Raw genomic sequence first — 22,500 nt, forward strand, 5'->3', positions numbered from 1 at the left:
CTTGCCAAACACACACTTCATCTAGCGAGACCGACACCACCTAAACGTTGAGGCCTTCATGTATCACGACAATATAATTTATAAAAAAAAGTCCAATGATCCTCAATTCCTGCTTGGCGTAGCCGTGGTGTTGTTCCTCGGCGCCTACCTGATGAACCTGGGGAACAGCGCCCTCAGTCATTTCCTGCATCCACTGTTGGGCGATGCCCCGGACAGCCTGACCGCTCGCAACATTGCCATTGGCCTGTTAATCGCCGTACTGGGCACGCTGAACTTTCACATCCTCGGACGCTTGAAGTTCAAGGTGCAGACCACGGTGGTCTGGATCGAACTGCTGATCCTGTTTATGGCGTTCTTCGACACCTTCGACCTCTCCTACAGTTTCATTCTCGACAAGATCGGCTTCCTCATCATCCAGGGCGCTGCAACCACGCTCTACATCTCCGCCGTCGCGATTGTATTTGCCTTCGTGCTGGCGTTGATCGGTGCAGTGGCCAAGTTGTCGAACAACGGTCTGGCCAATGCCCTCGCCTCGTTCTACACCTCGTTCTTTCGCGGTGTGCCGCTGTTGATTCAGATCTACCTGATTTACCTGGGACTGCCGCAACTGGGCTATGTGGTCGACGCAGTACCGGCCGGCATTCTCGCGCTGTCGCTGTGCTACGGCGCCTACATGACCGAGATTTTCCGTGCCGGTATCCAGAGCATTCCGGTCGGCCAATGGGAAGCTTCACGGGCCCTGAATATCAGCCCGTTCAAAACCCTGAGCCGGGTGATCATGCCGCAAGCCTTGCGGGTGATCATCCCGCCCACCGGCAATCAGTTCATTGCGATGCTCAAGGACAGTTCGCTGGTGTCGGTGATCGGCGTGTGGGAACTGATGTACCTGGCCAAGACCCAGGGCCGCGCGGACTTTCGCCACCTGGAAATGCTGATCACTGCCGCGATGATTTACTGGGCCCTGTCGTTCATCCTCGAACGGGTGCAGGCGCGAATCGAAAAACGGGTCAACCGATCCACTGCAAGGGGTTGATGCGTGATGACTCGGACCAATACAGCTGAACGACTCGACCTGACCCCTGCTGCGCAGGTCAGCCCTTCGATGATTTCGATCACCGGCCTGAACAAGTGGTACGGCAATTTTCACGCTTTGCGCGATGTCGACCTGAACGTCGCCAGCGGTGAAATCCTGGTGGTGTGCGGACCGTCGGGTTCGGGAAAATCGACGATGATTCGCTGCATCAACCACCTGGAAAGTTTTCAGAAAGGCCACATCCAGGTCAACGGCATCACGCTGACCAGCGCAGCGGAAAGTGTCAGCGCCGTGCGCAGCGAAATCGGCATGGTGTTCCAGAGCTTCAACCTGTTTCCGCATCTGAGTGTGATGGACAACCTGACCCTGGCACCACAACTGGTGCAAGGCGTGTCGGCCGCCGAGGCTAAAAAACGCGCCCAGGTTTACCTCGAACGCGTGCGAATCGCCGAACACGCGCACAAGTACCCGTCGCAATTGTCCGGCGGCCAGCAGCAGCGTGTCGCGATCGCCCGGGCGTTGTGCATGAATCCAAAAGTGATGCTGTTCGACGAGCCGACCTCGGCGCTGGACCCGGAAATGGTCCACGAAGTGCTGGACGTAATGGGCGAATTGGCCACCGACGGCATGACCATGATTTGCGTGACCCACGAGATGGGTTTTGCCAGCAAGGTTGCTGACCGCGTGCTGTTCATGGACCAGGGCCAGGTCATCGAACAAGCCTCCCCAGCCGAGTTTTTCAACAACCCACAGACCGAACGTGCGCAGAAATTCCTGTCGCAAATCATCGGTCACTGAAGACCGCTTTGCCCCCATAAAACAATAACGAGACATGGAGATGGACATGGTCAGAAGAAAAAGCGCAATTACCCTCGCCGCCGCACTGTCACTGTTGTTCGTCGGTGCTGCCAATGCCGGTGCAGTGCTGGACAAGATCCAGAGCAGCAAGACGATGACCGTCGCCACTTCGGCGACCTGGCCACCCCAGGGTTTTATCAATGACAAGAATGAAATCGACGGTTTCGATATCGACGTTTCCAAGGAGATCGCCAAGCGTCTCGGCGTCGAGGCCAAGTTCATTACGCCCGACTGGGATGTGATTACCGCCGGCAAGTGGAACGGCCGCTGGGACGTGTCTGTAGGCTCGATGACCGCGACCAAGAGCCGCGCGCGAATCCTCGATTTCCCCGGGACCTATTACTACGTTCCCTACGTCTTTGCCGTGCACAACAAATCTTCGGTCACTGACCACAAAGCGCTTAACGGCAAAACCATTGGCGTCGAAGGCGGCACCACGTCCGAGGACTATTTCAGCCAGGCGCTGGCGATTGAAACCACTGACGTTCCGCCGGTCGTTTATGACGTAAAGACTGCAAAAATGAAAACTTACTCCGGCTCCGTCGGACCGCTGGACGATCTGCGCCTGGGCGACGGTACCCGTCTGGATGCCATCCTCACTCAACGCAGCACGCTGGACGCGGCCGTCAAGAAGGGTTACCCGCTGCGGGCCGTCGATAACGCTGTAGTGTTCTACGAGCCGCTGGCCGTGGCCACCGACAAGGGCGACCCGGAACTCAAGGCCAAGCTCGGTGAAATCATCGCGGCCATGCACAAGGACGGCACGCTGACCAAGCTGTCGGACAAGTGGTATGGCGTCGACTACTCGACCATCAAATAACCATCGCCCCACCTGTGGGAGCGAGCCGGCTCGCGAAGAACGTTAACGATGACGCGGGCTATCTGAATGCACGCGTCGCCCTTGAGTTTTTCGCGAGCAGGCTCGCTCCCACAGAACACGATTTTTCAAGGATTGACCATGTCCTTTCCCACCACCTGGTACTCCCAAACCTCGCTGCCCCGAGCGGCCAGGTCCGAATTGAACACCGACCAGACCTGCGATGTCTGCATCATCGGTGCCGGCATCGCGGGCCTCACTGCCGCTCTGGAACTGACCCGCCGCGGCAAAAGCGTGATCATCCTTGAGGCCAATCAGGTGGCCTGGGGCGCGTCCGGCCGCAATGGCGGCGTGGTCTCGCCGGGCTGGGCCGAAGGCTCTGGGGCGATCCGCAAAAAACTGGGGCTGGAACAGGCCAGGGCGCTATTCCAGATGTCGGTGGAGGGTGTGGAAATCGTCCGCCGCAACATCACCGAACTGGCCCTGCCCGGTTGCGCACCTTCCGCCGGTACGATTCGTGTCAAACGCTACGACGATGGCGTCGGCGTGAAAAACCACATCGATACGATGCTGCGCGACTTCGGCTATGAACTCAATTTTCTCGACACCGCCCAGGTCCGCGACCGGGCGCACACCTTGCGTTATTTCCAGGGTGTCGAAGACCCGAATGCCATGCATTTTCACCCACTCAATTATTGTCTGGGCCTGGCTTTGGCCGTTGAAGCGGCTGGGAGCAAGATTTTCGAACACTCAAAAATGCTCGCCTGGCATCGTGAAGGCGCCGATAAAATCGTCAACACGGCTCATGGCAGTGTGCGCTGTCAGGACCTGGTGTTCTGCGCCGGAGGTTACGGCGGCCCGGAACTGAAAAAACTCAGCCGCGCCTACCTGCCCATCGCCACGTATGTGGTGTTGACCGAACATCTGGGCGACTCGATCAAAAGCGTCCTCGATTCCAGTGCCGCGTTCTCCGATGATCGCCGCGCTTCGGACTACTACCGCATCGTCGAGGGCGACCGTCTGCTCTGGGGCGGACGCATCACCACCCGCAACGAGCAGAACGAAAAAGCCCTGGCCGCGATGCTCAAGGCCGACATGGTGTCGGTCTACCCGCAACTGGCGCCGGTAAAAATCGAGCTGGCCTGGTCCGGCCTGATGGGCTATTCCACCAACAAAATGCCCAATCTGGGATTGCTGGAACCCGGTGTATGGGCCTGCACTTCATTTGGCGGCCACGGGTTGAATACCGGTTCAATCGGCGGCCGGGTAATTGCCGAAGCCGTGTGCGGGGAAAGCGCGCGTTATGAGTTGTTCAAGCCGTACTTGCTGGACTGGAACGGCGGGCCGTTCGGACGGGTGGCGGCCAATGCCATTTATCAATCGTTGAAGGTCATGGACTACGTCCAGGAGCGGCTAAAGGGATGAGGACGCAATACTTCCCCTGTGGGAGCGAGCCTGCTCGCGAAAGCGGTGGGCCTGCTTGGTTGCCGACGCCTTCGCGAGCAGGCTCGCTCCCACAGAGGGCGGGGTCGGCAGGCATCTCTGATCAACGGACACAAAAAAACCGGCCGAGGCCGGTTTTCTTATTTCAACGATCTCAGAACTTGGCGTTCTGCAGGTCGTCGAGGTAACGCTCGGCGTCCAGCGCGGCCATGCAGCCAGCGCCGGCCGAGGTGATCGCTTGACGGTAAACGTGGTCAGCCACGTCACCGGCCGCGAAGATGCCTTCGAGGTTGGTCGCAGTAGCGTTGCCGTCACGGCCGCCCTGCACCACCAGGTAGCCGTCTTTCAATGTCAGCTGACCTTCGAACAACGAGGTGTTCGGGGTGTGGCCGATGGCAATGAATACGCCGTCGACCGTCAGCTCGTCAAAGCTGCCGTCGTTGTTTTTCAGACGCGCACCGGTCACGCCCATGTTGTCGCCCAGGACTTCGTCCAGCGTCGAGTTCAGCTTCAGGATGATCTTGCCTTCGGCAACCCGGGCATTGAGCTTGTCGATCAGGATTTTCTCGGCGCGGAAGGTTTCGCGACGGTGAATCAGGGTCACTGTGCTGGCGATGTTGGCCAGGTACAGCGCTTCTTCGACAGCGGTGTTACCGCCACCCACCACGGCCACTGGCTTGTTGCGATAGAAGAAACCGTCGCAGGTCGCACAGGCCGATACGCCTTTGCCCATGAACGTTTCTTCCGATGGCAGGCCCAGGTAACGAGCGCTGGCGCCGGTGGCGATGATCAAGGCGTCGCAAGTGTAAGTCGCGCTGTCACCGGTCAGGGTGTACGGCTTGGCAGCGAAGTCCACGGCATTGATGTGATCGAAAACGATCTCGGTTTCAAAGCGCTCGGCGTGCTCTTTCATGCGCTCCATCAACGCCGGGCCGGTCAGGCCATGGACGTCGCCCGGCCAGTTGTCGACTTCGGTGGTGGTGGTCAGTTGACCGCCGGCTTGCATACCGGTGATCAGCAGTGGCTTGAGGTTGGCACGGGCAGCATAGACCGCAGCGCTGTAACCGGCAGGGCCGGAACCGAGAATAATCACTCGCGAATGACGAACTTCAGACATGACCTGCTCCTGTTGACCGGCCCTGAACACCGGGCGCGGAACGCCGGGTTGCCGGCGGGAATAAAAAAGGACCGTTGAAAGCACTTGAGGAAGGCTTAAACCCGACAGTCCTGAAAAAGAATGGGTGCAGCGTATCGAGGGGGCGAAGATTAAGGAAATACGGTTTAACAATCCAGCTCATAGGTGTTCTCTATCCCCATGCAGAGAATATAAAGACGCCTTTGTTACAGTTAATGTCGATGCCGCTGCCGCGCTTTCGCACCTCGAGTAAAGCCGGTAAGGTCGGCGCGTTTTCCCTTTGTTCGGAGCACGTTATGCCCGCCCCCGTTCTGTCCGGCCCGCAATACCTTCGCGAAGGCCTCAAACTGGTCCTGAGTCCTGGTCTGCGTTTGTTCGTGCTATTACCGCTGGCAATCAATCTGGTGCTGTTCGTCGGATTGATCTATCTGGCCAGCCACCAGTTCAGTATGTGGGTCGATGCGCTGATGCCGTCTCTGCCCCAGTGGCTGAGTTTCCTCAGTTACGTCCTCTGGCCGCTGTTCGTGGTGTTGGTGGTGTTGATGGTGTTCTTCACCTTCACAATGCTCGCCAACGTCATTGCTGCGCCGTTCAATGGCTTCCTCGCGGAGAAAGTCGAAGTGGTGGTGCGTGGCACCGACGACTTCCCGACCTTCAGCTGGGGCGAGCTGATCGCCATGATTCCCCGCACTCTGGGCCGGGAGATGCGCAAACTCGGCTATTTCCTGCCTCGTGCCATCGGCCTGTTCATCCTCTCGTTCATTCCGGTGGTGAACATTGTTGCCGCGCCGCTGTGGCTGCTGTTCGGGGTGTGGATGATGGCGATCCAGTACATCGACTACCCGGCGGATAACCACAAGCTCGGCTGGAACGAAATGCTCGCCTGGCTGCGGCAGAAACGCTGGCAGAGCATGAGTTTCGGCGGAAGTGTTTATCTGGCGCTGCTGATTCCGGTGGTCAACATTCTGATGATGCCAGCGGCTGTGGCCGGGGCGACGTTGTTTTGGGTGCGCGAGCGCGGCGCAGAAGCCCTCGTGGTGGAGCGGCGCTGAAAGTGTGATGTGAGCCCCGGAAAATGGAGAGCGTGGCGAACAAAACATCGTCACAAATCCATCATCCCCTCGTCACACCGGCGACATGACCTCAGCCGACACTGATGTCATGACGACAGCTCTGCATATATCCCTGATCACCGAAACCTTCCCACCGGAAATTAACGGCGTAGCCAATACCCTCGGCCGCTTGTGTGACGGTTTGCGCGCGCGCGGGCATAAGGTCGAGCTGGTGCGGCCACGTCAGGGTTGTGACCAGCAAACGGGCAGCGACGACGCGTTATTGCTGTGCCGGGGCTGGCCGTTGCCGGGGTATCCGGGATTGCAATGGGGTCAGTCGTCGATGCACAAGCTGCTGCGCCGCTGGAAGCGTCATCGCCCGGACGTGCTCTACATTGCCACCGAAGGACCGCTGGGGCTGTCTGCGTTGCGTGCGGCACGGCGATTGGGGATTTCGGTGGTGAGCGGTTTTCACACCAATTTTCAGCAGTATTCCCGCCAGTATGGGCTGGGACTGCTGACTCGCATGCTGACTCATTACCTGCGTTGGTTTCACAATCGTTCGACGCTGACCCTGGTGCCGAGCGTGAGCCAAAGAATGGAACTGGAGCGACGGCATTTCGAGCGTCTGGCTTTGCTGTCCCGCGGAGTCGACAGCCAATTGTTTCACCCGACCAAACGTCTAGCTTCCCTGCGGGAAAGTTGGGGCCTGGATGATGACGACGTTGCCGTTATCCACGTAGGACGTCTGGCCCCGGAGAAAAATCTGTGTCTGCTCCAGCGTTGCTTCAACACGCTGAAAGCCACTTATCCACAGCGAAAACTGAAATTGATTGTGGTCGGTGACGGTCCGCAACGGGCGGCACTGGAGACGGAACTGCCCGAGGCGGTTTTTTGCGGGTCGCAACGTGGCGAAACCTTGGCCAGCCACTATGCGTCGGGGGATATGTTTCTATTTCCGAGCATGACCGAAACCTTTGGCAACGTGGTGCTTGAGGCGCTGGCGTCGGGATTGGGTGTGGTGGCGTACGATCAGGCAGCCGCGGCTCAGCATATTCGCCATGGCTACAATGGCGTGCTGGCGATGCCGGGGGATGAACAGGCGTTCTGCGATGCAGCCGCGTGGTTGCTGGAGGAGCGTGAGACCTTGCGTTGCATAAGGCTCAATGCGCGCCAGCACGCGAGTCGTCAGGGTTGGGCGGCGATTATCGAGCAGTTTGAAGGGCAGTTGCGTGGGGCTTGTGTGCAGGGGCAGGCACTGACTAATGCGGCGTTGTTGCCATAAGAGCTTCGCGGGCAAGTCGAATCGTCGCACCGCTCGCTCCTACGGATTTGAGTCGATCAGAACGACGCATATCCTGTAGGAGCGAGCGGTGCGACGATTCGGCTTGCCCGCGAAGGGGCCTGCCAAGGCGCTACTTAAACCAGCGTCATCAGCGCCTCACGGCTGAACGGCAGGATGTCTTCCTCGCGACCGTCACGCACTTTCTGCGCCCAGTCCGGGTCTACCAGCAGCGCACGACCCACCGCTACCAGATCGAACTCATCGTTGTTCAAACGCTCCAGCAGTTTTTCCAGACTGGCCGGCTGCGCGATTTTGTCGGTGTTGACCATGAATTGCAGGAACTCGCCATCAAGGCCAACGCTCCCCACGGTGATGGTCGGCTTGCCCGTCAATTTGCGCGTCCAGCCTGCCAGGTTCAGTTCGGAACCGTCGAACTCCGGCTCCCAGAAGCGGCGAGTCGAGCAGTGGAAAATGTCCACGCCTGCGTCGGACAACGGCTTGAGGAACTCGCCCAAGGCTTGCGGGGTTTGCACCAGGCGCGCGGTGTAGTCCTGCTGCTTCCACTGGGAGAAACGGAAGATGATCGGGAAGCCTTCACCGACCGCAGCACGCACGGCCTGAATCAATTCGATGGCGAAGCGCGAACGGTTGGCGAGGCTGCCGCCGTATTCGTCGGTGCGCTGGTTGCTACCTTCCCAGAAGAACTGATCGACCAGATAGCCGTGGGCGCCGTGAATTTCCACACCGTCCATGCCAATGCTCTGGGCATCTTTCGCGGCCTGGGCGAACGCGGCGATGACGTCCTGAATATCTTGCCGGATCATGCCGTGAACCACGAGCTGACCGTCCTTCAGTTTTTCCGAGGGGCCGTAACCCGGCACACTGGCATCCGGCTCGGTACCAATACGACGCACGCTGCCGACATGCCACAGTTGCGGAACGATCTTGCCGCCTTCGGCGTGCACCGCATCAACGACTTTCTTCCAGCCCGCCAACGCCGCCTCACCGTAGAAATGCGGCACGTTAGGGTAACCGTTAGCAGCCTTGTGCCCGACGGTGGTGCCTTCGGTGATGATCAAGCCAACGCCGGCGGCCGCGCGACGACGGTAGTACTCGATCACTTTGGAATTGGGTACGCCACCCGGCGAAAAGGAGCGAGTCATCGGCGCCATGACGACGCGGGTCGGCAAATCGAGGGTGCCGAGGTGGAACGGTTTGAATAGGGCTTTAACGGGCATGGGACGCTCCACGGGAGATGACTTTATGACGGCGATAATATGAAGAGTTGCACGCCTTGAACAGCACTATTGATTTTGGTGATTAAGGATCAAAACTGTAGGAGCGAGGCTTGCCCGCGAAGGCGTCATGTCAGTCAACGATGATGTCGACTGACCGACCGCCTTCGCGGGCAAGCCTCGCTCCTACAGAGGGGGGGATGTCAGCTCAGCGCTTTTTCGATCGCGTGAATCACGGTTGGATCATCCGGCGCCGTGCGCGGGGAGAATCGGGCCAGCACACGCCCGTCCTTACCCAGCAGGAATTTTTCGAAGTTCCAGGTAATGTCCCCCGGAAATTCCGCCCCCTCGCCCGCCAGCAGACGGTACAACTGATGACGATCATGGCCGTTGACTTCCAGCTTGCTGGACAACGGAAAGGTCACGCCATAGTTGAGGCTGCAGAACTCCTGGATCTCCTGCTCGGTGCCCGGTTCCTGCCCGGCAAACTGGTTGCACGGCAAGCCCAGCACGCTGAAGCCCTGGCCTTTGTATTGCTGGTAGAGGTTTTCCAGCGCCGCATATTGTGGGGTCAAGCCACATTTGGAGGCGACGTTGACCACCAGCACGACGTGCCCTTTGAAGGGCGCCAGAGGAAGCTCCTTACCATCCAGGGTTGTCAATTTAAGGTCGTGGAAAGCACTCATGACGAACTCCAAATTCCCGTGTTCTTCTCGATACAGCCTCTTGGCGGTGCCGCCAAGGACAGCCGCGGACTAAAAAGGCGCCCTCAGGCGCCTCTCCAGTTCTCGAAAGCTTAGCGCAGAAAATCAGTGGTGATGGCCACCTTCGCCATGGACGTGACCATGAGCGATTTCTTCCTGGCTGGCTTCACGGATGTCGATGATCTTGACCTGGAAATTCAGGCGCTGACCGGCCAACGGGTGGTTGCCGTCGACGGTGACATCGTCGCCGTCCAGATCGCGGATGGTGACGATCTGCATCTGGCCGTCCGGAGCGGAAGCGTGGAACTGCATGCCCACTTCCAGTTCGTCGACGCCTTCGAACATGCTGCGGCTCAGGGTGCTGACCAGTTCGGCAGCGTATTCGCCGTAAGCATCTTCAGGTTCAACGGCTACGGTCAGCTCGTCGCCGACTGCTTTACCTTCCAGAGCCTTTTCCAGGCCCGGGATGATGTTACCTGCGCCTTGCAGGTAGACCAGCGGCGCGCCGCCGGCTGAGCTGTCGATGACCTCACCAGCGTCGTTGGTCAGGGTATAGTCGATGGAGACAGCCTTATTGGCGGCGATCAGCATGGGGCGAGACCTTTTGCATAAGAATGAAGAAAGACCAAGTTTAGCGAAGCCATCGCCCGAAAGCGAACACAACCCGGACAGACGGATCGCGGCGAAACGGCCGACGGTCACAGGCTTTCATCAGGACGAGGACGGGCATTGGGTGGCCGAGCTATCCTGCGGCCATACCCAGCACCTGCGACACCAGCCACCCTGGCAATCGCGCTCCTGGGTCCTGGACCCCGCGCAACGTATTGAAAAAATAGGCCAGCCCTTTGATTGCGGTTGGTGCGCACAGGGCTCGGTTAGCGATAACCTTGACGACTGATTTGGGTAGATCGTCAGATATAGATGATCGCCATTGCCATGCACCTCCAGAGAATCCGCATGCAAACTTTTTTTATCGCCCCCACCGATTTTGGTGTGGGTCTGACCTCCATCAGCCTCGGGCTGGTGCGTACCCTAGAGCGGGCCGGCCTTAAAGTCGGTTTTTTCAAGCCGATTGCCCAGCCACATCCGGGCGATACCGGGCCGGAACGCTCCACCGAACTGGTGGCCCGCACCCACGGTTTGAAACCGCCTCAGCCGTTGGGCCTGGCGCATGTCGAACGCATGCTCGGCGACGGCCAGCTCGACGAGCTGCTCGAAGAAATCATCACGCTTTATCAGCAAGCCGCCATCGGCAAGGACGTGTTGATTGTCGAAGGCATGGTTCCTACCCGCAGCGCCAGTTACGCCGCACGGGTCAATCTGCATTTGGCCAAAAGCCTCGACGCCGACGTGATACTGGTCTCGGCGCCGGAAAATGAAGTACTGAGCGAACTCTCCGGCCGCGTGGAGTTGCAGGCGCAATTGTTCGGCGGTCCGAAAGACCCGAAAGTCCTCGGTGTGATCCTCAACAAGGTCAAGACCGACGAAAGCATGGCGGCCTTCGCTTCACGCCTGAAGGAACACTCACCGTTGTTGCGCAGCGGCGATTTCCGTCTGTTGGGCTGCATCCCGTTCCAGCCGGAACTGAACGCGCCGCGCACCCGCGATGTGGCCGACCTGATGGGCGCGCAAATCCTCAATGCCGGTGATTACGAAACCCGGCGCATGACCAGCATCATCATCTGCGCCCGCACCGTGCGCAACACCGTGGAGCTGCTCAAGCCCGGCGTGTTGGTGGTGACCCCTGGCGACCGTGACGACATCATCCTCGCCGTCAGTCTTGCAGCCATGAATGGCGTGCCATTGGCCGGCCTGCTGCTAACCAGCGACACCCTGCCCGATCCGCGCATCATGGACCTGTGCCGTGGCGCCTTGCAGGCTGGCTTGCCGGTGTTGTCGGTGAGCACCGGCTCCTACGACACCGCCAACCAGTTGAACGGCCTGAACAAGGAAATCCCGATCGATGACCGCGAGCGCGCGGAGATCATCACCGACTTCGTCGCCAGCCATCTGGACGCCAACTGGCTGCATCAACGCTGCGGCACGCCACGGGAAATGCGCCTGTCACCAGCGGTGTTCCGCTACCAATTGATCCAGCGCGCCCAGGCCGCCAACAAGCGCATCGTGTTGCCCGAAGGCAGCGAGCCGCTGACCGTGCAAGCGGCGGCGATCTGCCAAGCACGTGGCATTGCCCGTTGCGTGTTGCTGGCAAAGCCCGCGGACGTTGAAGCGGTCGCCCGCGCTCAAGGTATCGAGTTGCCGCCGGGGCTGGAGATTCTCGACCCGGACCTGATTCGCGAACGCTACGTCGAACCGATGGTCGCCCTGCGCAAAAGCAAGAGCCTCAACGCACCGATGGCCGAGCAGCAACTGGAAGACACCGTGGTGATCGGCACCATGATGCTCGCGCTGGATGAAGTCGACGGCCTGGTGTCGGGGGTCATTCACTCCACCGCCAATACCATTCGCCCGGCCCTGCAGCTCATTAAAACGGCACCGGGCTGCACATTGGTGTCGTCGGTGTTCTTCATGCTGTTTCCCGAAGAAGTCCTGGTCTACGGCGACTGCGTGATGAACCCGCACCCGAGCGCCAGCGAGCTGGCCGAGATCGCCCTGCAAAGCGCTGATTCGGCGGCGGCCTTCGGCATCACGCCACGCGTGGCAATGATCAGCTATTCCAGCGGCGAATCGGCCAGCGGCGAGGAAGTCGAGAAAGTGCGCGAAGCGACGTTGCTCGCCCACGAACAGCAAAACTCGCTGCTGATTGACGGCCCATTGCAGTACGACGCCGCCGCCAACGAAACCGTCGCACGGCAACTGGCGCCGAACAGTCAGGTTGCCGGTCGCGCCACGGTGTTCGTGTTCCCCGACCTGAACACCGGCAACACCACGCACAAAGCCGTGCAACGCAGTGCCGACTGCGTGAGCCTTGGGCCGATGCTGCAAGGCCTGCGCAAACCGGTGAACGACCTGCCGCGCGGCGCGCAAGTCGATGACATCGTGTACACCATCGCATTGACCGCGATTCAAGCTGCCAACCGACCTTTGGATGTTTAAATGCTGGATTTTCTGCCTGCCGCCGTGCGTGGCGTGATTGCATCGTTGTTGTTGGCATTGAATACGATTTTGCTTTGCTCGTTTCTGTTCTGCGTGGCGATTCTCAAAGTGTTGCCCTTCGCCCTCACCCAACGTTTCACGCGCTGGCTGATGAGCCATACCCATGAAGCCTGGATCAGCAACAACAAAGCCTGGATGAACCTGGTCTGTCGCACCCGCTGGCACCTCAGCGGCCTTGAAGGGCTGGACTATCAGCACTCGTACCTGATTACCAGCAACCACCAGAGCTGGGTTGACATCATGGTGCTGCAATACGTGCTCAACCGTCGCATCCAGCCGCTGAAGTTCTTTCTCAAGCAAGAGTTGATCTGGGTGCCGGTGATTGGTCTGGCCTGGTGGACGTTGGGCTTTCCGTTCATGAAGCGTTACTCCAAGGCCTACCTGGAGAAGCATCCGGAGAAAAAAGGCAAAGACCTGGAAACCACCCGCAAGACCTGCGACAAATTCCGCAACAACCCGGTCGGTATTTTCAACTTTGTCGAAGGCACGCGCTTTACCGAGGGTAAGCATGCACAGCAGAAATCACCGTTCCGGTATCTGCTGAAACCCAAGGCTGGCGGCATTGCGTTTGTGCTGGATGCGATGGGTGAGCAGCTGGAGTCGATCGTCAACGTGACCATTCACTACCCGGGTGGGCGTCCGGGGTATTGGGATTTGCTCTGTGGGAACGTTGCGGATGTGGTGGTGCATTTCCAGGAGCTGAAGATTCCGCCCCAGTTCATTGGCAAGAATTACGACCAGGATGGGGAGTATCGATTGCAGTTTCAGGGGTGGATCAATCAGTTGTGGGAAGACAAGGATGCGTTGCTGGGGCAGATGCATCGGGAGTATCCCGCCAGGAAATAAGCCGCCAGAGACCTCACCTTTTCGATGTTGCATCTTAAGGAGCAGAGGCGGCTTGGTTGCTGTTCTCGACGAAATTAAGACGGGTACTCAGCCAACACTCGCCGCTAACACGGGATCCACTGACTTTGGCTCCATCGGCATGAACGACAAAGCTGCCGAATTAGTCGGAGCGAATGTCGCCATCGCTTGTACCAAATGATCAGCGTCTTGTTGCATGAAAGCGCTGCGACTCTGCTCCCTTCCAACCGGCATGGTGGGCATTTTAAGGGTGTCCAGTAATCTGCTACCCGAAAGAATTCGATCTTCTATCGATGAGGTCGTTGGTCGATTCCGTTCAAAAGAGCTCAGCTCTGTGTTTTTCCAATCGACCGGTTCAAACACGATGGGCTTAAAAGAAATCTCATCCCGCGTTGAAAAATAGTCGCTCAACCGGAAAGGCACTCTATCGATAACTGGACTCGGGCGAAGTGGAATTTCTCTGCTGCTTTCAATCTTAGATGGCCGAAGGTCTATTTCCAGCAACGGCACTAACCGGGTAATACGCTCGGGACTCAGGCGCTGCTCATACTCGCTCGTAGGCGATATGCCGGTTGTCAGACTTTCAGTGATTGGCACCAATACCGAATCCGGCTTCACTTCAGCTTGGGGGCTGGGTGAGGCAAATATAAAGTCCGCCGCATTCAATTGAGAAACCTCAAGCGCATCCAGGTACAGCAATTTGACCTTGGGGCCAGAGCCTGACATTCCCGCGCTAACCTCCACACCGTGCACCAGTGAAATACCATTGATCGTCGCCCTGTTTTGCTTACTGATCGTCAACGCGCTGAATTGGGTAATGCCAGTCTGACTCACGTTAATCTTGTCGACGCCTTGGCGAAATCCCCGCATCGCATTGTTGTAATTCGACACGCCTTCCTGCTTCGCGACGACAAATACATTGGATGCTTCGTTATCGTGGCTATACACCTTCCCCGTCAATGAGGCGATCAACTGTCCGTTCGTATCAGTTGAGTAACTGACACCTCCAGCACCTCCTTTCAGGGTCACTGTGCCCGGAGCATCGGGTGAAATCTCGGGAGCAACGGTAGCTTTTTCACCGGCAGAGATCTCACTCGGAAAGACCGGAGCTAAAAACGTGTCCTGAAACTTGAACTGGCTGGCCCTTACGTCAGCGGCTAACTGATTTTTCAGCAAAAGGGTTTGCCCTTCACCCAGTTCAACAATGACACCCGCCTCTTGCTGGTTGAGCTGTAGATCACCGAACTGTTTACCCTTGAAACCGACCAGGTTGATCACTTCACCGCGAACGGGATCAAAATTGACGACTGTGTCGATTCCACCACTACGCCGGTGAACGACGAAAAGGTCCTTGCCTGCGCCTCCGACCAAGGTATTTTTCCCACGACCACCGTTAAGTAAGCTGTCCGACGGACCGGCCACCAGCCAGTCATTACCGTCACCACTGAGCAGGTTCTGAATCGTGCCGGGATTCTTCACTGTCAAGCCGACACCCTCGATGGATGCCGTGCCTGCACTCAGATTAATCGAGACATCGGCGCTAACGGCTGCGGCATTAATCGTATTGCGCCCGCCCGGAGTGCCATTAAGCCCATCGTCGAGAACTGTGCGAGCATTCTGGCGTTTAGCCGCATCGACAAACTCATCGGTATAGAAATAGCTATCGTCGCTCGTAGCCTGGGCACCATAGAGTCGAAGCGACCAACTGTTGAGCGTGACCGGCAGGCCGTAGGCAGTATTAGTCACCTGCAATGTCCAATCTCCGGCCGCGCGTTCACCCCAGTCATGGGTCGACATAAAGGTGTATTTAAATTCACCCGATTGAGTGCTGCCGACGTCCGCTTCGTTGGCTCCTGTCGCGGCCACCGGGATCTTGCCTACCCGGTCAAGCAACACGCTTTGGGTGCCATTGGGTGAAATCAATTTGACGACCAGATCGCCTAACCGTCCGACCTGAGCGTCAAAATCGACTTCCACGTGTTCAATGTTTAATCCACTCTGAATGGCCAGTTTAGGCGCGATGAGCTTTCCAGCTGCAACGACCTGCCCAAGCACACCACTCGATGCACTGAGTGACTTTTCATTAGCGCCTATGCTTTGCGTCATCCAACTCTCAGCCAAACGTACGGCTGCCCGCGCATCCACTTTGCCGAAACCATAATCGTGGCTGGCGTGCATCCCCCCACCATTCCAGTTACGGGCACCGTTGTCGCTCCACTGCGTGGATGAGTCCTCCAACTTGCGTGCAGACACGGCGAGTATTTGCTGCACATCGCGGTAGCCCAGATTGGGGTTGGCTTGCAGCATCAGGGCAATCACACCGGAGACAATCGGTGCTGCGAAACTAGTGCCTTGCATAGCACTGTAATCGTTGCCGAACGTCGAGCCACGTTCCGTTTCCAGCTTGTAACTGGTGGACCAGACGTTACTGCCCGGAGCCGAAACCAGCAGACTCGCCCCGGGATTGGAGAAAGGTGCCGAGCCCACCACCAGCGTTGACAGATCCGCCTGAGCATTGAGCGCGCCGACCTGGATCGAAAAGCGGTTGTTGTTGGTCAGCGAGCCTTGAGAGCTACCGCCAGTCCCGCGCTTGTTCCCGCCCGAGGTAACGATCAACGTTCCGAGACCACCTCGGCCATTACTCGCGGCATAGCGCGCATTACTGATCAACGCAATTGCCGTGTTGATTTGCCCTCCTTGCAAATTGCTTAAGGCAAAGTCCTTGGTGAACCCCCAACTGTGGTTGGCAATGTCATAGCCGAGCATCTTGCCCATGCCGGTCAGGTCTTCACCGCTGTTGGCCAAAAAATGGCCACCCAGTGTTGCCTCGTGGGCGATACCGACCCCGCCCAACGTATTTTTCGCCGCCACCATGACACCCGCGACCATCGTCGCGTGATTCGATACCAGCGCTGGCAGGGTCTGATCAGTGCGTTGCGCCTGCAGCCAGGCCTGATCGACATTAGGTGCCAAATCGGGGTGTTGGATATCGAAAATTTCCGGTCCGGCGGAAAACTCCCCACCCGGTTCGAATTGGCCGATGCGTACACCTTTGCCTGTGTAGTCCTTCCAGACCGGCAGCACATTGATGTCATTCAAGTACCACTCTTCTGCCGCCAACGGGTCGGTCGGGACCTCCGGCGTAAGCAGTGTAACGGTCGCACGCATGGGTGCCAGTTCGCCGGTATTCAAATCCACAACCGAGGTCGCCGGGTTACCCGCCTCATCTACCAGGTCATACTTAAAACTGAGAATCCCGGTGAAACGCGGATCGGGGATAAATAGCACATCACCTTGTTCAGTGAGACTCACGCTACCGCCAATCGCGTCGTCAACAGAAGCAATCCGCAAGTTGCCCTTGCTGTTGAGCCGATGATCGTTTGCAATCAAGCTGGCTGCCGAAATCAGGTGAGGCTGAGTACGATTAAATCCATTTCCGGCTTCATTAACCCTTAATGCATCCGCCACTGGCATCGCATTGGGCTGTTGGAGGTCCACCGCCGAAATATCTGCGAAGTTCAGCTTCTGGATATTGCTCAGGGTCAGGGTACCGTCTCGCCCCGTGACATTGTCGACCACGGTGTAACCGGTACCGATGGAACTGATCATGTAGTCGCCGTACTTACCATGCAGCGTCACCAGATTGACTCCCCCGCCACCGTCAATGATCGCGTTACCGTGGCCGGCCTCGATCACATCATGACCCGCACCACCGTAAATCCGATCCATACCGGCCCCGGCGTGAATGATGCTGCCAGCGGCTGACGCCATGATCGCATCGCCCTTGGGACCCGCGAAAATGATTGCCTTACCACTTCCTCCGATGATGGTATTGCGGCCTGCACCACCCACCAATACATCGTTGCCGCCACCGCCCACTAATGTCGCGCCTCCAGAACCTCCTTTTATAAAGACTCCAGACTGGCCACCGCTGATTAGATAATCATGGCCCCTACCACCTTGAGCAATGGTCAACCCGGCCTTGGCCAGGTTCAGCGCAACGCCCTCATCACTGACGATAATCGCCGTGTCGCGTCCTCCGTTGCCATGGATGTTTTGAGAGCTGTCGGAAGAGCTGATGACAAACACATCGTCACCTACTCCGCCGTTATAAATGTTGCTACCAGCACCACCCACCAACCAACTGCCCGTCGACGCAGCAGTCAAGGTGTCATTGCCGCTACCGGCGTACAAGTTGGTGACGCCCAGTTGTGCTGCATCGAGGGTTTCATCGGCGGCGCTGCTACTCGCATAAGCCGTCGTGGTGGTGGTGCCGGTAGTCGACACTACTTTGCTGCCATTACCTTCCACCGTCAGCGTGCTGCTGACCGGGTCTCCCAGGAAGTTGACCGCCAAGGCTTCACGAGTCTCGCCGTTGATCACAAAGGAACCCCGTGCAATCACGCTGTTACCCTGGCGAATATCACCACTGACCGGTGTAGCCGTGACGTTGATCTGAGTGATGCCGAGCTCGGCCAAAGTCTTGAGTTCGCCCGCATCGCTTTTGCCGTCGTGAGACGCATCGACCCAAACCCGCAACTGGCTCCATATGTCATCACGCTGATCAATCACCTGATCAGCGTTGCTGTCGACACTAGCCAGCGCCGCGAAACCCTCTGTATACAACGCCTGACCCGCCTGACCGTCAGCCCCAGAAGTGCCCCGGAAGTACTCGGAAAACATCTGGCTGACATCGTTGATTTGCCCGCGGTCATCGTCGATCACCAACATCCCGGTGGCTCGGTCCGCCCAACCGCTGCGCTTGAGCGTGCCGCTATGGTCTGTATCGAACAACACACCGTCGCTGATTGACGTCATTTGCACGCCATCGCCAGTCAGGTCCAGCAGCAGCGGATCGACGTACGTATTCACGGTGGTCAGCGCTGCCAGGCCGTTCAACGTCACTGCATTGCGCAAGCTGAAATCCGGGGCCTTACCTGAGGGGCGATGATGGTAGAACTGCGACAAGTAGTCGCTTGGACGTACATTAGGATCAAGCTGAATTTCGCCGGGGCGAATACCGCCAGTGGCCAGGCTGCCAAGCTGGACGGATGTGAAGTCGGTTTTATTTAGGGTTTGGTCGTTGAAGAACACGCGATGAGTAGGGGAGTTTTGAGTGAAGCCGTTGTTTACGTCTTCACGGGCCTGGTTCTCGTTGGGGATTTTTTGTTGGGGTTTTGGGTCGGGGGTGATTTGGATGTTGATGTGGTTGATAGGTGGCGCGCCGGCAGCCGTTTCTACAGGCGGACCAAAGAGCCCAGTTGCAGCGTTTCCAAGTTGGCTCGCAACACTGGTTAAAAAAGTCAATGTCCCCGAAGGAGAGTCGACCCGATCAATCCAGTTCTTTGCCAGTATTCTGTTTTGTTCTGTACCGGCAGAACTTGCTGTTGACATCAAAACATCCGTTCGGGCTGCCAGACTCAACTCTGCTGGTAGGCTCCCTGCTGCGTCGAGTGCAGCTTGCCAATACCCTTCGCGGCTGCGCTCACTCATGATTGATAACACCGAGTTCAAAGTCCAGGCGTCAGCTGGCAAGCCATTTCTTTCGAAAACTTTAGTGTGAAACGTCCAAGCCTCTTTATGATTAATATCGGAAGTCAGCACAAAATTATTATCTTTGAGCTTACCCAGCAGCGTTTTAATATACTCGCCAGCCATCTGAACACGAATTTCATCCACACCATCCGGGGATATCGGTGCTCCAATTTTAGTAGCGGTAAGCTTCATGAAATTAATAGCAACCTCTCCTGCGACAGAGTTACCCTTTGCTACGCCATTCGCTAATGTTGCGTACTTGTAACCTTTAGCCGATAAAAAATCATACATTGGGCCAGGACCTTGCGACGCTAAAAGATTCCGAGCATGTTCCAGATCAGCGATAGTCAACAACTTTACCATGTGCACACTCCTTATTATTTGACTTTATCTAACACAAATTTTCTTATAGCGCCTACGACGGCCTTCCACTCTTTCATCTTCTCTGGCGTGAATCTGAAACGTACCAAAGTATCAATTTCCTGCAATACATAGGCCCCCTCACAGGTATAAAGTCTATTCTCCTTAGGCAACCATAGGCATTCGAATACGATAGAAACCTCACCACCACTGTTCTGCCAGTAATACCGATTCAAACCCTCAGCAAAAACCCTATCTTTTCCATCCACATAAAGCAGACCAAGACTTTCATCAAAAATCACATACTCCTTCCATTGCCCGGGTGTTTCCCAAAGAAAAAAATCAAGCAAATAACTCATGTCGTTATTAGGTCTACGAAGAGGTTTTAGCGTAATATCCACACCTTCAAACCTCAGTGCTTGTACAAAGTAAGTCGCATGATCAGCTGGCAACATCTCCGGCCATGTCATGACCATCGACCAAGACTCTAAGTTTGCGTCACACCCTTTCTTGTTATGGATAAAGCCTTGTCCCCAAGAACTTTCACCTTCATATTCCGGCCAAAACGCACTGTATTTACGTGACACCTCGATCACATGCCCATTCAATTTCCCACAGACCATGTCTTCAGCTAAAGAAACGCCTGCGGAGCAATAATAAAAAAACATCACTCCGACTAAAAACAACAAACGCTTCCGCAACATCATAAAAACTTCCCTTTGTGCTTCAACACGACTTTTAGTCAGCCGAACAAGAGCGTCGCCATTTAACGGACCACCAATTCAAAAGCCCACTTCAAGATTCAACTGCTAGATAATTAATTTTAATATTTACTAGCCTAGTCTCTTCCTCTTATAAGTCACCAACCTAGCTTCCGACAATTTTGTAGGCTCCTTCCGATAATCTCTCGCTGCTTGTAGGATCACATCACTGTAGAAATTACTGCGAAGTGCTTATTTGATAGCCAAATTTCCGACCATCATCGTCTTGAAAAAATCCAAGGCAAAATCGTCCATGACTCTTAGATCCGCATGCTCCACTGAGTATTGATAAGTGCCTTGTATATTTATGAAAAATTTCCGCCCCACTCTATTAATATTTTCATACCCATTAACATAAACCTCTCGGCCGTCGCGCCCCAAAAATGTGCTGACCCAATTTCTTCCGACCCTAAAGCTTGTAATGGGACCTGCATTAAGAAGTGGAACACCAACGACAGCGTGATCTACTCCATCTTCCGGTATTGGGAGATACCAAAACTGAAGAGTCATCCGCCCTTTATCGGAGCCTGCTCTAGCCTCTACAATTTTCATCTCAGGGTATTCAACAACCACTTCTACCTTGCCATCCTGCTTGTAGGCGACAAAATGGCACTCATCTTCAGTGAATGCAGCCTGAAAAGGATAAGCAACCATTGTCTCAGGAGGAACCTTACAGGTTGCAAAAGCAGCCCCAGAGAACGAAAGAACCAACACACGCCAAATTATAAAACCCGTCATAACTGCATATTTTTTAAGCATTAAAATACCTCCAAAAAACCTGGTGAATTAAGTAATTCATACATAACCAAACAAAATCACAGCACACCGTCTGGCTAACAAAAGCCGTTACTGCACGATAAAAACTCAGCGCTCTCTCAAGCTTTCATTCGCGTATTGCTGCAACGGACTCAAGAAATATTCAATCACTCGGCGTTGATCTGTCTTGACTTCAGCCGTCACCGACATACCAGGGGACAAGAACTCTTTATTGCCATTCACTACTAAGTGATCGTTTTTCAGTCGTATCCGACTGCTGTAGACAGGTCCTTTCTTTTCATCCTCGATTGCATCTCTGGAAACACTGATAACTTCGCCATCCACCGTCCCATACTTGGTGAAGGTAAATGTCTCCACCTTCACCGTGACGGGCTGCCCAGCTCGGACAAAACCGACATCCTTGTTTTCCAGGAAAGCCTCAACCTCAACCGGTTGATTATCTGGAACGATTACCATCAATGGCTGGGCAGCTGTCACCACTCCACCCACGGTGTGAATCGCCAGTTGCTGGACAGTGCCAGCCACCGGAGCGTTAAGAAGTGTTAGCGATTTCTGATAGCGGGCCTTGGCAAGCTCCTGAACCAGTCGGGCCACTTTTTGATCCGACTGTTGCTGCAAATCGAGCATGGCTCTGCGTGTCTGGGCGATGACGCCTTCACGGCGACGTCGAGCTTCTGTTTGAGCCGCAGAAAATTGCAGCACGCTGGCCTGCTGCACCCTCAAGTGACGCTGCAGATCCAGTCGAGCCTGCTCTTTCTCCAGGTATTCGTGACGAGCCACGTATTGCTGGTTCAGCAAGCGCTGATAATCCTCAGCCAACTGCGTGGCTATCGGCAGTGTTTTCAGCAGATTCGCGACCTGAGCCCGAGCGGCCTGGATTTCGGCACTGCGCTGAAGAACTTCCGCATCAACCAACTCTAGGCTGCTGCGGTACTCCTGATACTGCCCCTGCAGCCAGCGTTGCGCCGAAAGCACTTGCTCAGGATTGGCATTCTGGATGGCACCGATCAAGGACTCAGGGTCTTGTTGCTGATTGATTGCATCCAGCATTGCTTTGCCACGTGCACTATCAATTCGCGCTGCAAGAAGCTCACTCTGGATGAGCTTGATGTCTGCGTCCGCAGAAGTCGGATCGAGTTCGACAAGCAACTCCCCCGCCCTGACAATCTGACCATCGCTGACATGGATGGCTTTAACCACAGCCGTTTCACTGGACTGAATCAATTTGGTTTTACCGCTGGGAACAATCTTGCCTGAAGCAATGGCTACCACTTCTATTTTGCCGATTGAAGCCCACAGCACTGCGAGTATGGCGAACGCCATGATGCCCCAGATAAAAACGCGAGGCGCCGGGTGTACAGGCTTATCCTGGAGCTCCAAAGCTGCCGGTAAAAACTGGACTTCATGTGGCAAGCGCTCAGGCGCGTCCATCTGACGGCGCTGACGCCAGCACTGGCGCCAGGAATCGCGATATCGGTGCAATAGTTCAAGACTTGCGCTCATGCGAAGGTCGCTCCTTGAGTC

Annotated in this window: 17 protein-coding genes; 9 read left to right on the top strand and 8 right to left on the bottom strand. The window is 56.3% G+C overall.

What is annotated here, in order from left to right; genetic code table 11:
- Nucleotides 1-58 precede the first annotated feature (58 nt).
- The 4 genes from ACM6IR_RS17075 (at nt 59) to ACM6IR_RS17090 (ending at nt 4,133) form a co-directional block, all read left to right on the top strand.
- Nucleotides 59-1,033, top strand: coding sequence for an amino acid ABC transporter permease (locus tag ACM6IR_RS17075; protein WP_414908791.1), 975 nt, complete (start codon nt 59-61; stop codon nt 1,031-1,033).
- Between the two features lie 69 nt (nt 1,034-1,102).
- Nucleotides 1,103-1,831: an amino acid ABC transporter ATP-binding protein gene (locus ACM6IR_RS17080; RefSeq protein WP_414908830.1), complete on the top strand. Its 729-nt coding sequence runs from the start codon at nt 1,103-1,105 to the stop codon at nt 1,829-1,831.
- A gap of 46 nt (nt 1,832-1,877) precedes the next feature.
- A complete protein-coding gene (locus tag ACM6IR_RS17085) occupies nt 1,878-2,711 on the top strand; it encodes a transporter substrate-binding domain-containing protein (RefSeq protein ID WP_414908792.1) in 834 nt (277 codons plus the stop codon).
- A 138-nt stretch (nt 2,712-2,849) separates the two neighbouring features.
- The gene (locus ACM6IR_RS17090) at nt 2,850-4,133 is read left to right on the top strand and encodes an NAD(P)/FAD-dependent oxidoreductase (RefSeq protein WP_414908793.1); all 1,284 of its coding nucleotides are present in this window, start codon (nt 2,850-2,852) and stop codon (nt 4,131-4,133) included.
- Nucleotides 4,134-4,305: 172 nt separating this feature from the next.
- Here the strand turns inward: ACM6IR_RS17090 and trxB are convergent, their stop codons facing one another.
- Nucleotides 4,306-5,268 carry a thioredoxin-disulfide reductase gene (gene trxB, locus ACM6IR_RS17095; protein ID WP_414908794.1) on the bottom strand — a complete coding sequence of 321 codons (963 nt, stop codon included), beginning with the start codon at nt 5,266-5,268 and terminating at the stop codon, nt 4,306-4,308.
- Nucleotides 5,269-5,582: 314 nt separating this feature from the next.
- On the opposite strand from trxB, the gene cysZ reads away from it, so the two are divergent.
- The gene (gene cysZ, locus ACM6IR_RS17100) at nt 5,583-6,338 is read left to right on the top strand and encodes a sulfate transporter CysZ (RefSeq protein ID WP_414908795.1); all 756 of its coding nucleotides are present in this window, start codon (nt 5,583-5,585) and stop codon (nt 6,336-6,338) included.
- 85 nt (nt 6,339-6,423) lie between these two features.
- Nucleotides 6,424-7,623, top strand: coding sequence for a glycosyltransferase family 4 protein (locus ACM6IR_RS17105; protein ID WP_414908796.1), 1,200 nt, complete (start codon nt 6,424-6,426; stop codon nt 7,621-7,623).
- A gap of 134 nt (nt 7,624-7,757) precedes the next feature.
- Here ACM6IR_RS17105 and ACM6IR_RS17110 read toward each other — a convergent pair whose 3' ends face one another.
- The 3 genes from ACM6IR_RS17110 to ACM6IR_RS17120 all read right to left on the bottom strand — a co-directional run bounded on the left by ACM6IR_RS17110 (nt 7,758) and on the right by ACM6IR_RS17120 (nt 10,153).
- On the bottom strand, nt 7,758-8,861 hold the full coding sequence (locus ACM6IR_RS17110) for an NADH:flavin oxidoreductase (RefSeq protein WP_414908797.1): 1,104 nt from the start codon (nt 8,859-8,861) through the stop codon (nt 7,758-7,760).
- A 200-nt stretch (nt 8,862-9,061) separates the two neighbouring features.
- Nucleotides 9,062-9,544, bottom strand: coding sequence for a glutathione peroxidase (locus ACM6IR_RS17115; RefSeq protein ID WP_414908798.1), 483 nt, complete (start codon nt 9,542-9,544; stop codon nt 9,062-9,064).
- Between the two features lie 123 nt (nt 9,545-9,667).
- On the bottom strand, nt 9,668-10,153 hold the full coding sequence (locus tag ACM6IR_RS17120; RefSeq protein ID WP_154851047.1) for an FKBP-type peptidyl-prolyl cis-trans isomerase: 486 nt from the start codon (nt 10,151-10,153) through the stop codon (nt 9,668-9,670).
- Between ACM6IR_RS17120 and ACM6IR_RS17125 the strand changes: the two genes are divergently transcribed.
- Genes ACM6IR_RS17125 through ACM6IR_RS17135 form a run of 3 tightly spaced genes read left to right on the top strand, consistent with a single transcriptional unit; the run spans nt 10,122 to nt 13,525 of the window.
- Nucleotides 10,122-10,460 (top strand): DUF3565 domain-containing protein, encoded by a 339-nt coding sequence (locus ACM6IR_RS17125; RefSeq protein ID WP_414908799.1) that lies wholly within the window; start codon nt 10,122-10,124, stop codon nt 10,458-10,460. The two genes, ACM6IR_RS17120 and ACM6IR_RS17125, sit on opposite strands and share 32 nt — an antisense overlap.
- A 59-nt stretch (nt 10,461-10,519) precedes the next feature.
- Nucleotides 10,520-12,619 carry a phosphate acetyltransferase gene (gene pta, locus ACM6IR_RS17130; protein WP_414908800.1) on the top strand — a complete coding sequence of 700 codons (2,100 nt, stop codon included), beginning with the start codon at nt 10,520-10,522 and terminating at the stop codon, nt 12,617-12,619.
- Nucleotides 12,620-13,525 carry an acyltransferase gene (locus ACM6IR_RS17135; RefSeq protein ID WP_414908801.1) on the top strand — a complete coding sequence of 302 codons (906 nt, stop codon included), beginning with the start codon at nt 12,620-12,622 and terminating at the stop codon, nt 13,523-13,525.
- 87 nt (nt 13,526-13,612) lie between these two features.
- Here the strand turns inward: ACM6IR_RS17135 and ACM6IR_RS17140 are convergent, their stop codons facing one another.
- The 4 genes from ACM6IR_RS17140 to ACM6IR_RS17155 all read right to left on the bottom strand — a co-directional run bounded on the left by ACM6IR_RS17140 (nt 13,613) and on the right by ACM6IR_RS17155 (nt 22,479).
- Nucleotides 13,613-19,441 carry a S8 family serine peptidase gene (locus tag ACM6IR_RS17140; protein WP_414908802.1) on the bottom strand — a complete coding sequence of 1,943 codons (5,829 nt, stop codon included), beginning with the start codon at nt 19,439-19,441 and terminating at the stop codon, nt 13,613-13,615.
- Between the two features lie 14 nt (nt 19,442-19,455).
- Nucleotides 19,456-20,145 carry a hypothetical protein gene (locus tag ACM6IR_RS17145; protein ID WP_414908803.1) on the bottom strand — a complete coding sequence of 230 codons (690 nt, stop codon included), beginning with the start codon at nt 20,143-20,145 and terminating at the stop codon, nt 19,456-19,458.
- 246 nt (nt 20,146-20,391) lie between these two features.
- The gene (locus ACM6IR_RS17150; RefSeq protein ID WP_414908804.1) at nt 20,392-20,958 is read right to left on the bottom strand and encodes a hypothetical protein; all 567 of its coding nucleotides are present in this window, start codon (nt 20,956-20,958) and stop codon (nt 20,392-20,394) included.
- A gap of 105 nt (nt 20,959-21,063) precedes the next feature.
- Nucleotides 21,064-22,479 (bottom strand): HlyD family type I secretion periplasmic adaptor subunit, encoded by a 1,416-nt coding sequence (locus ACM6IR_RS17155; protein ID WP_414908805.1) that lies wholly within the window; start codon nt 22,477-22,479, stop codon nt 21,064-21,066.
- Between the last annotated feature and the right edge of the window lie 21 nt (nt 22,480-22,500).

The organism is Pseudomonas sp. IT-P253 (assembly GCF_949768125.1).
In the GTDB taxonomy this organism is placed as follows: Bacteria; Pseudomonadota; Gammaproteobacteria; order Pseudomonadales; family Pseudomonadaceae; genus Aquipseudomonas.

Excerpts from the sequence above, each read along its gene's own strand:
- ACM6IR_RS17075 (WP_414908791.1), top strand. The coding sequence starts at position 59 with ATGTATCACGACAATATAATTTATAAAAAAAAGTCCAATGATCCTCAA.
- ACM6IR_RS17080 (WP_414908830.1), top strand. The coding sequence starts at position 1,103 with ATGATTTCGATCACCGGCCTGAACAAGTGGTACGGCAATTTTCACGCT.
- ACM6IR_RS17085 (WP_414908792.1), top strand. The coding sequence starts at position 1,878 with ATGGTCAGAAGAAAAAGCGCAATTACCCTCGCCGCCGCACTGTCACTG.
- ACM6IR_RS17090 (WP_414908793.1), top strand. The coding sequence starts at position 2,850 with ATGTCCTTTCCCACCACCTGGTACTCCCAAACCTCGCTGCCCCGAGCG.
- trxB (WP_414908794.1), bottom strand. The coding sequence starts at position 5,268 with ATGTCTGAAGTTCGTCATTCGCGAGTGATTATTCTCGGTTCCGGCCCT.
- cysZ (WP_414908795.1), top strand. The coding sequence starts at position 5,583 with ATGCCCGCCCCCGTTCTGTCCGGCCCGCAATACCTTCGCGAAGGCCTC.
- ACM6IR_RS17105 (WP_414908796.1), top strand. The coding sequence starts at position 6,424 with ATGACCTCAGCCGACACTGATGTCATGACGACAGCTCTGCATATATCC.
- ACM6IR_RS17110 (WP_414908797.1), bottom strand. The coding sequence starts at position 8,861 with ATGCCCGTTAAAGCCCTATTCAAACCGTTCCACCTCGGCACCCTCGAT.
- ACM6IR_RS17115 (WP_414908798.1), bottom strand. The coding sequence starts at position 9,544 with ATGAGTGCTTTCCACGACCTTAAATTGACAACCCTGGATGGTAAGGAG.
- ACM6IR_RS17125 (WP_414908799.1), top strand. The coding sequence starts at position 10,122 with ATGGAGACAGCCTTATTGGCGGCGATCAGCATGGGGCGAGACCTTTTG.
- ACM6IR_RS17120 (WP_154851047.1), bottom strand. The coding sequence starts at position 10,153 with ATGCTGATCGCCGCCAATAAGGCTGTCTCCATCGACTATACCCTGACC.
- pta (WP_414908800.1), top strand. The coding sequence starts at position 10,520 with ATGCAAACTTTTTTTATCGCCCCCACCGATTTTGGTGTGGGTCTGACC.
- ACM6IR_RS17135 (WP_414908801.1), top strand. The coding sequence starts at position 12,620 with ATGCTGGATTTTCTGCCTGCCGCCGTGCGTGGCGTGATTGCATCGTTG.
- ACM6IR_RS17140 (WP_414908802.1), bottom strand. The coding sequence starts at position 19,441 with ATGGTAAAGTTGTTGACTATCGCTGATCTGGAACATGCTCGGAATCTT.
- ACM6IR_RS17145 (WP_414908803.1), bottom strand. The coding sequence starts at position 20,145 with ATGATGTTGCGGAAGCGTTTGTTGTTTTTAGTCGGAGTGATGTTTTTT.
- ACM6IR_RS17150 (WP_414908804.1), bottom strand. The coding sequence starts at position 20,958 with ATGCTTAAAAAATATGCAGTTATGACGGGTTTTATAATTTGGCGTGTG.
- ACM6IR_RS17155 (WP_414908805.1), bottom strand. The coding sequence starts at position 22,479 with ATGAGCGCAAGTCTTGAACTATTGCACCGATATCGCGATTCCTGGCGC.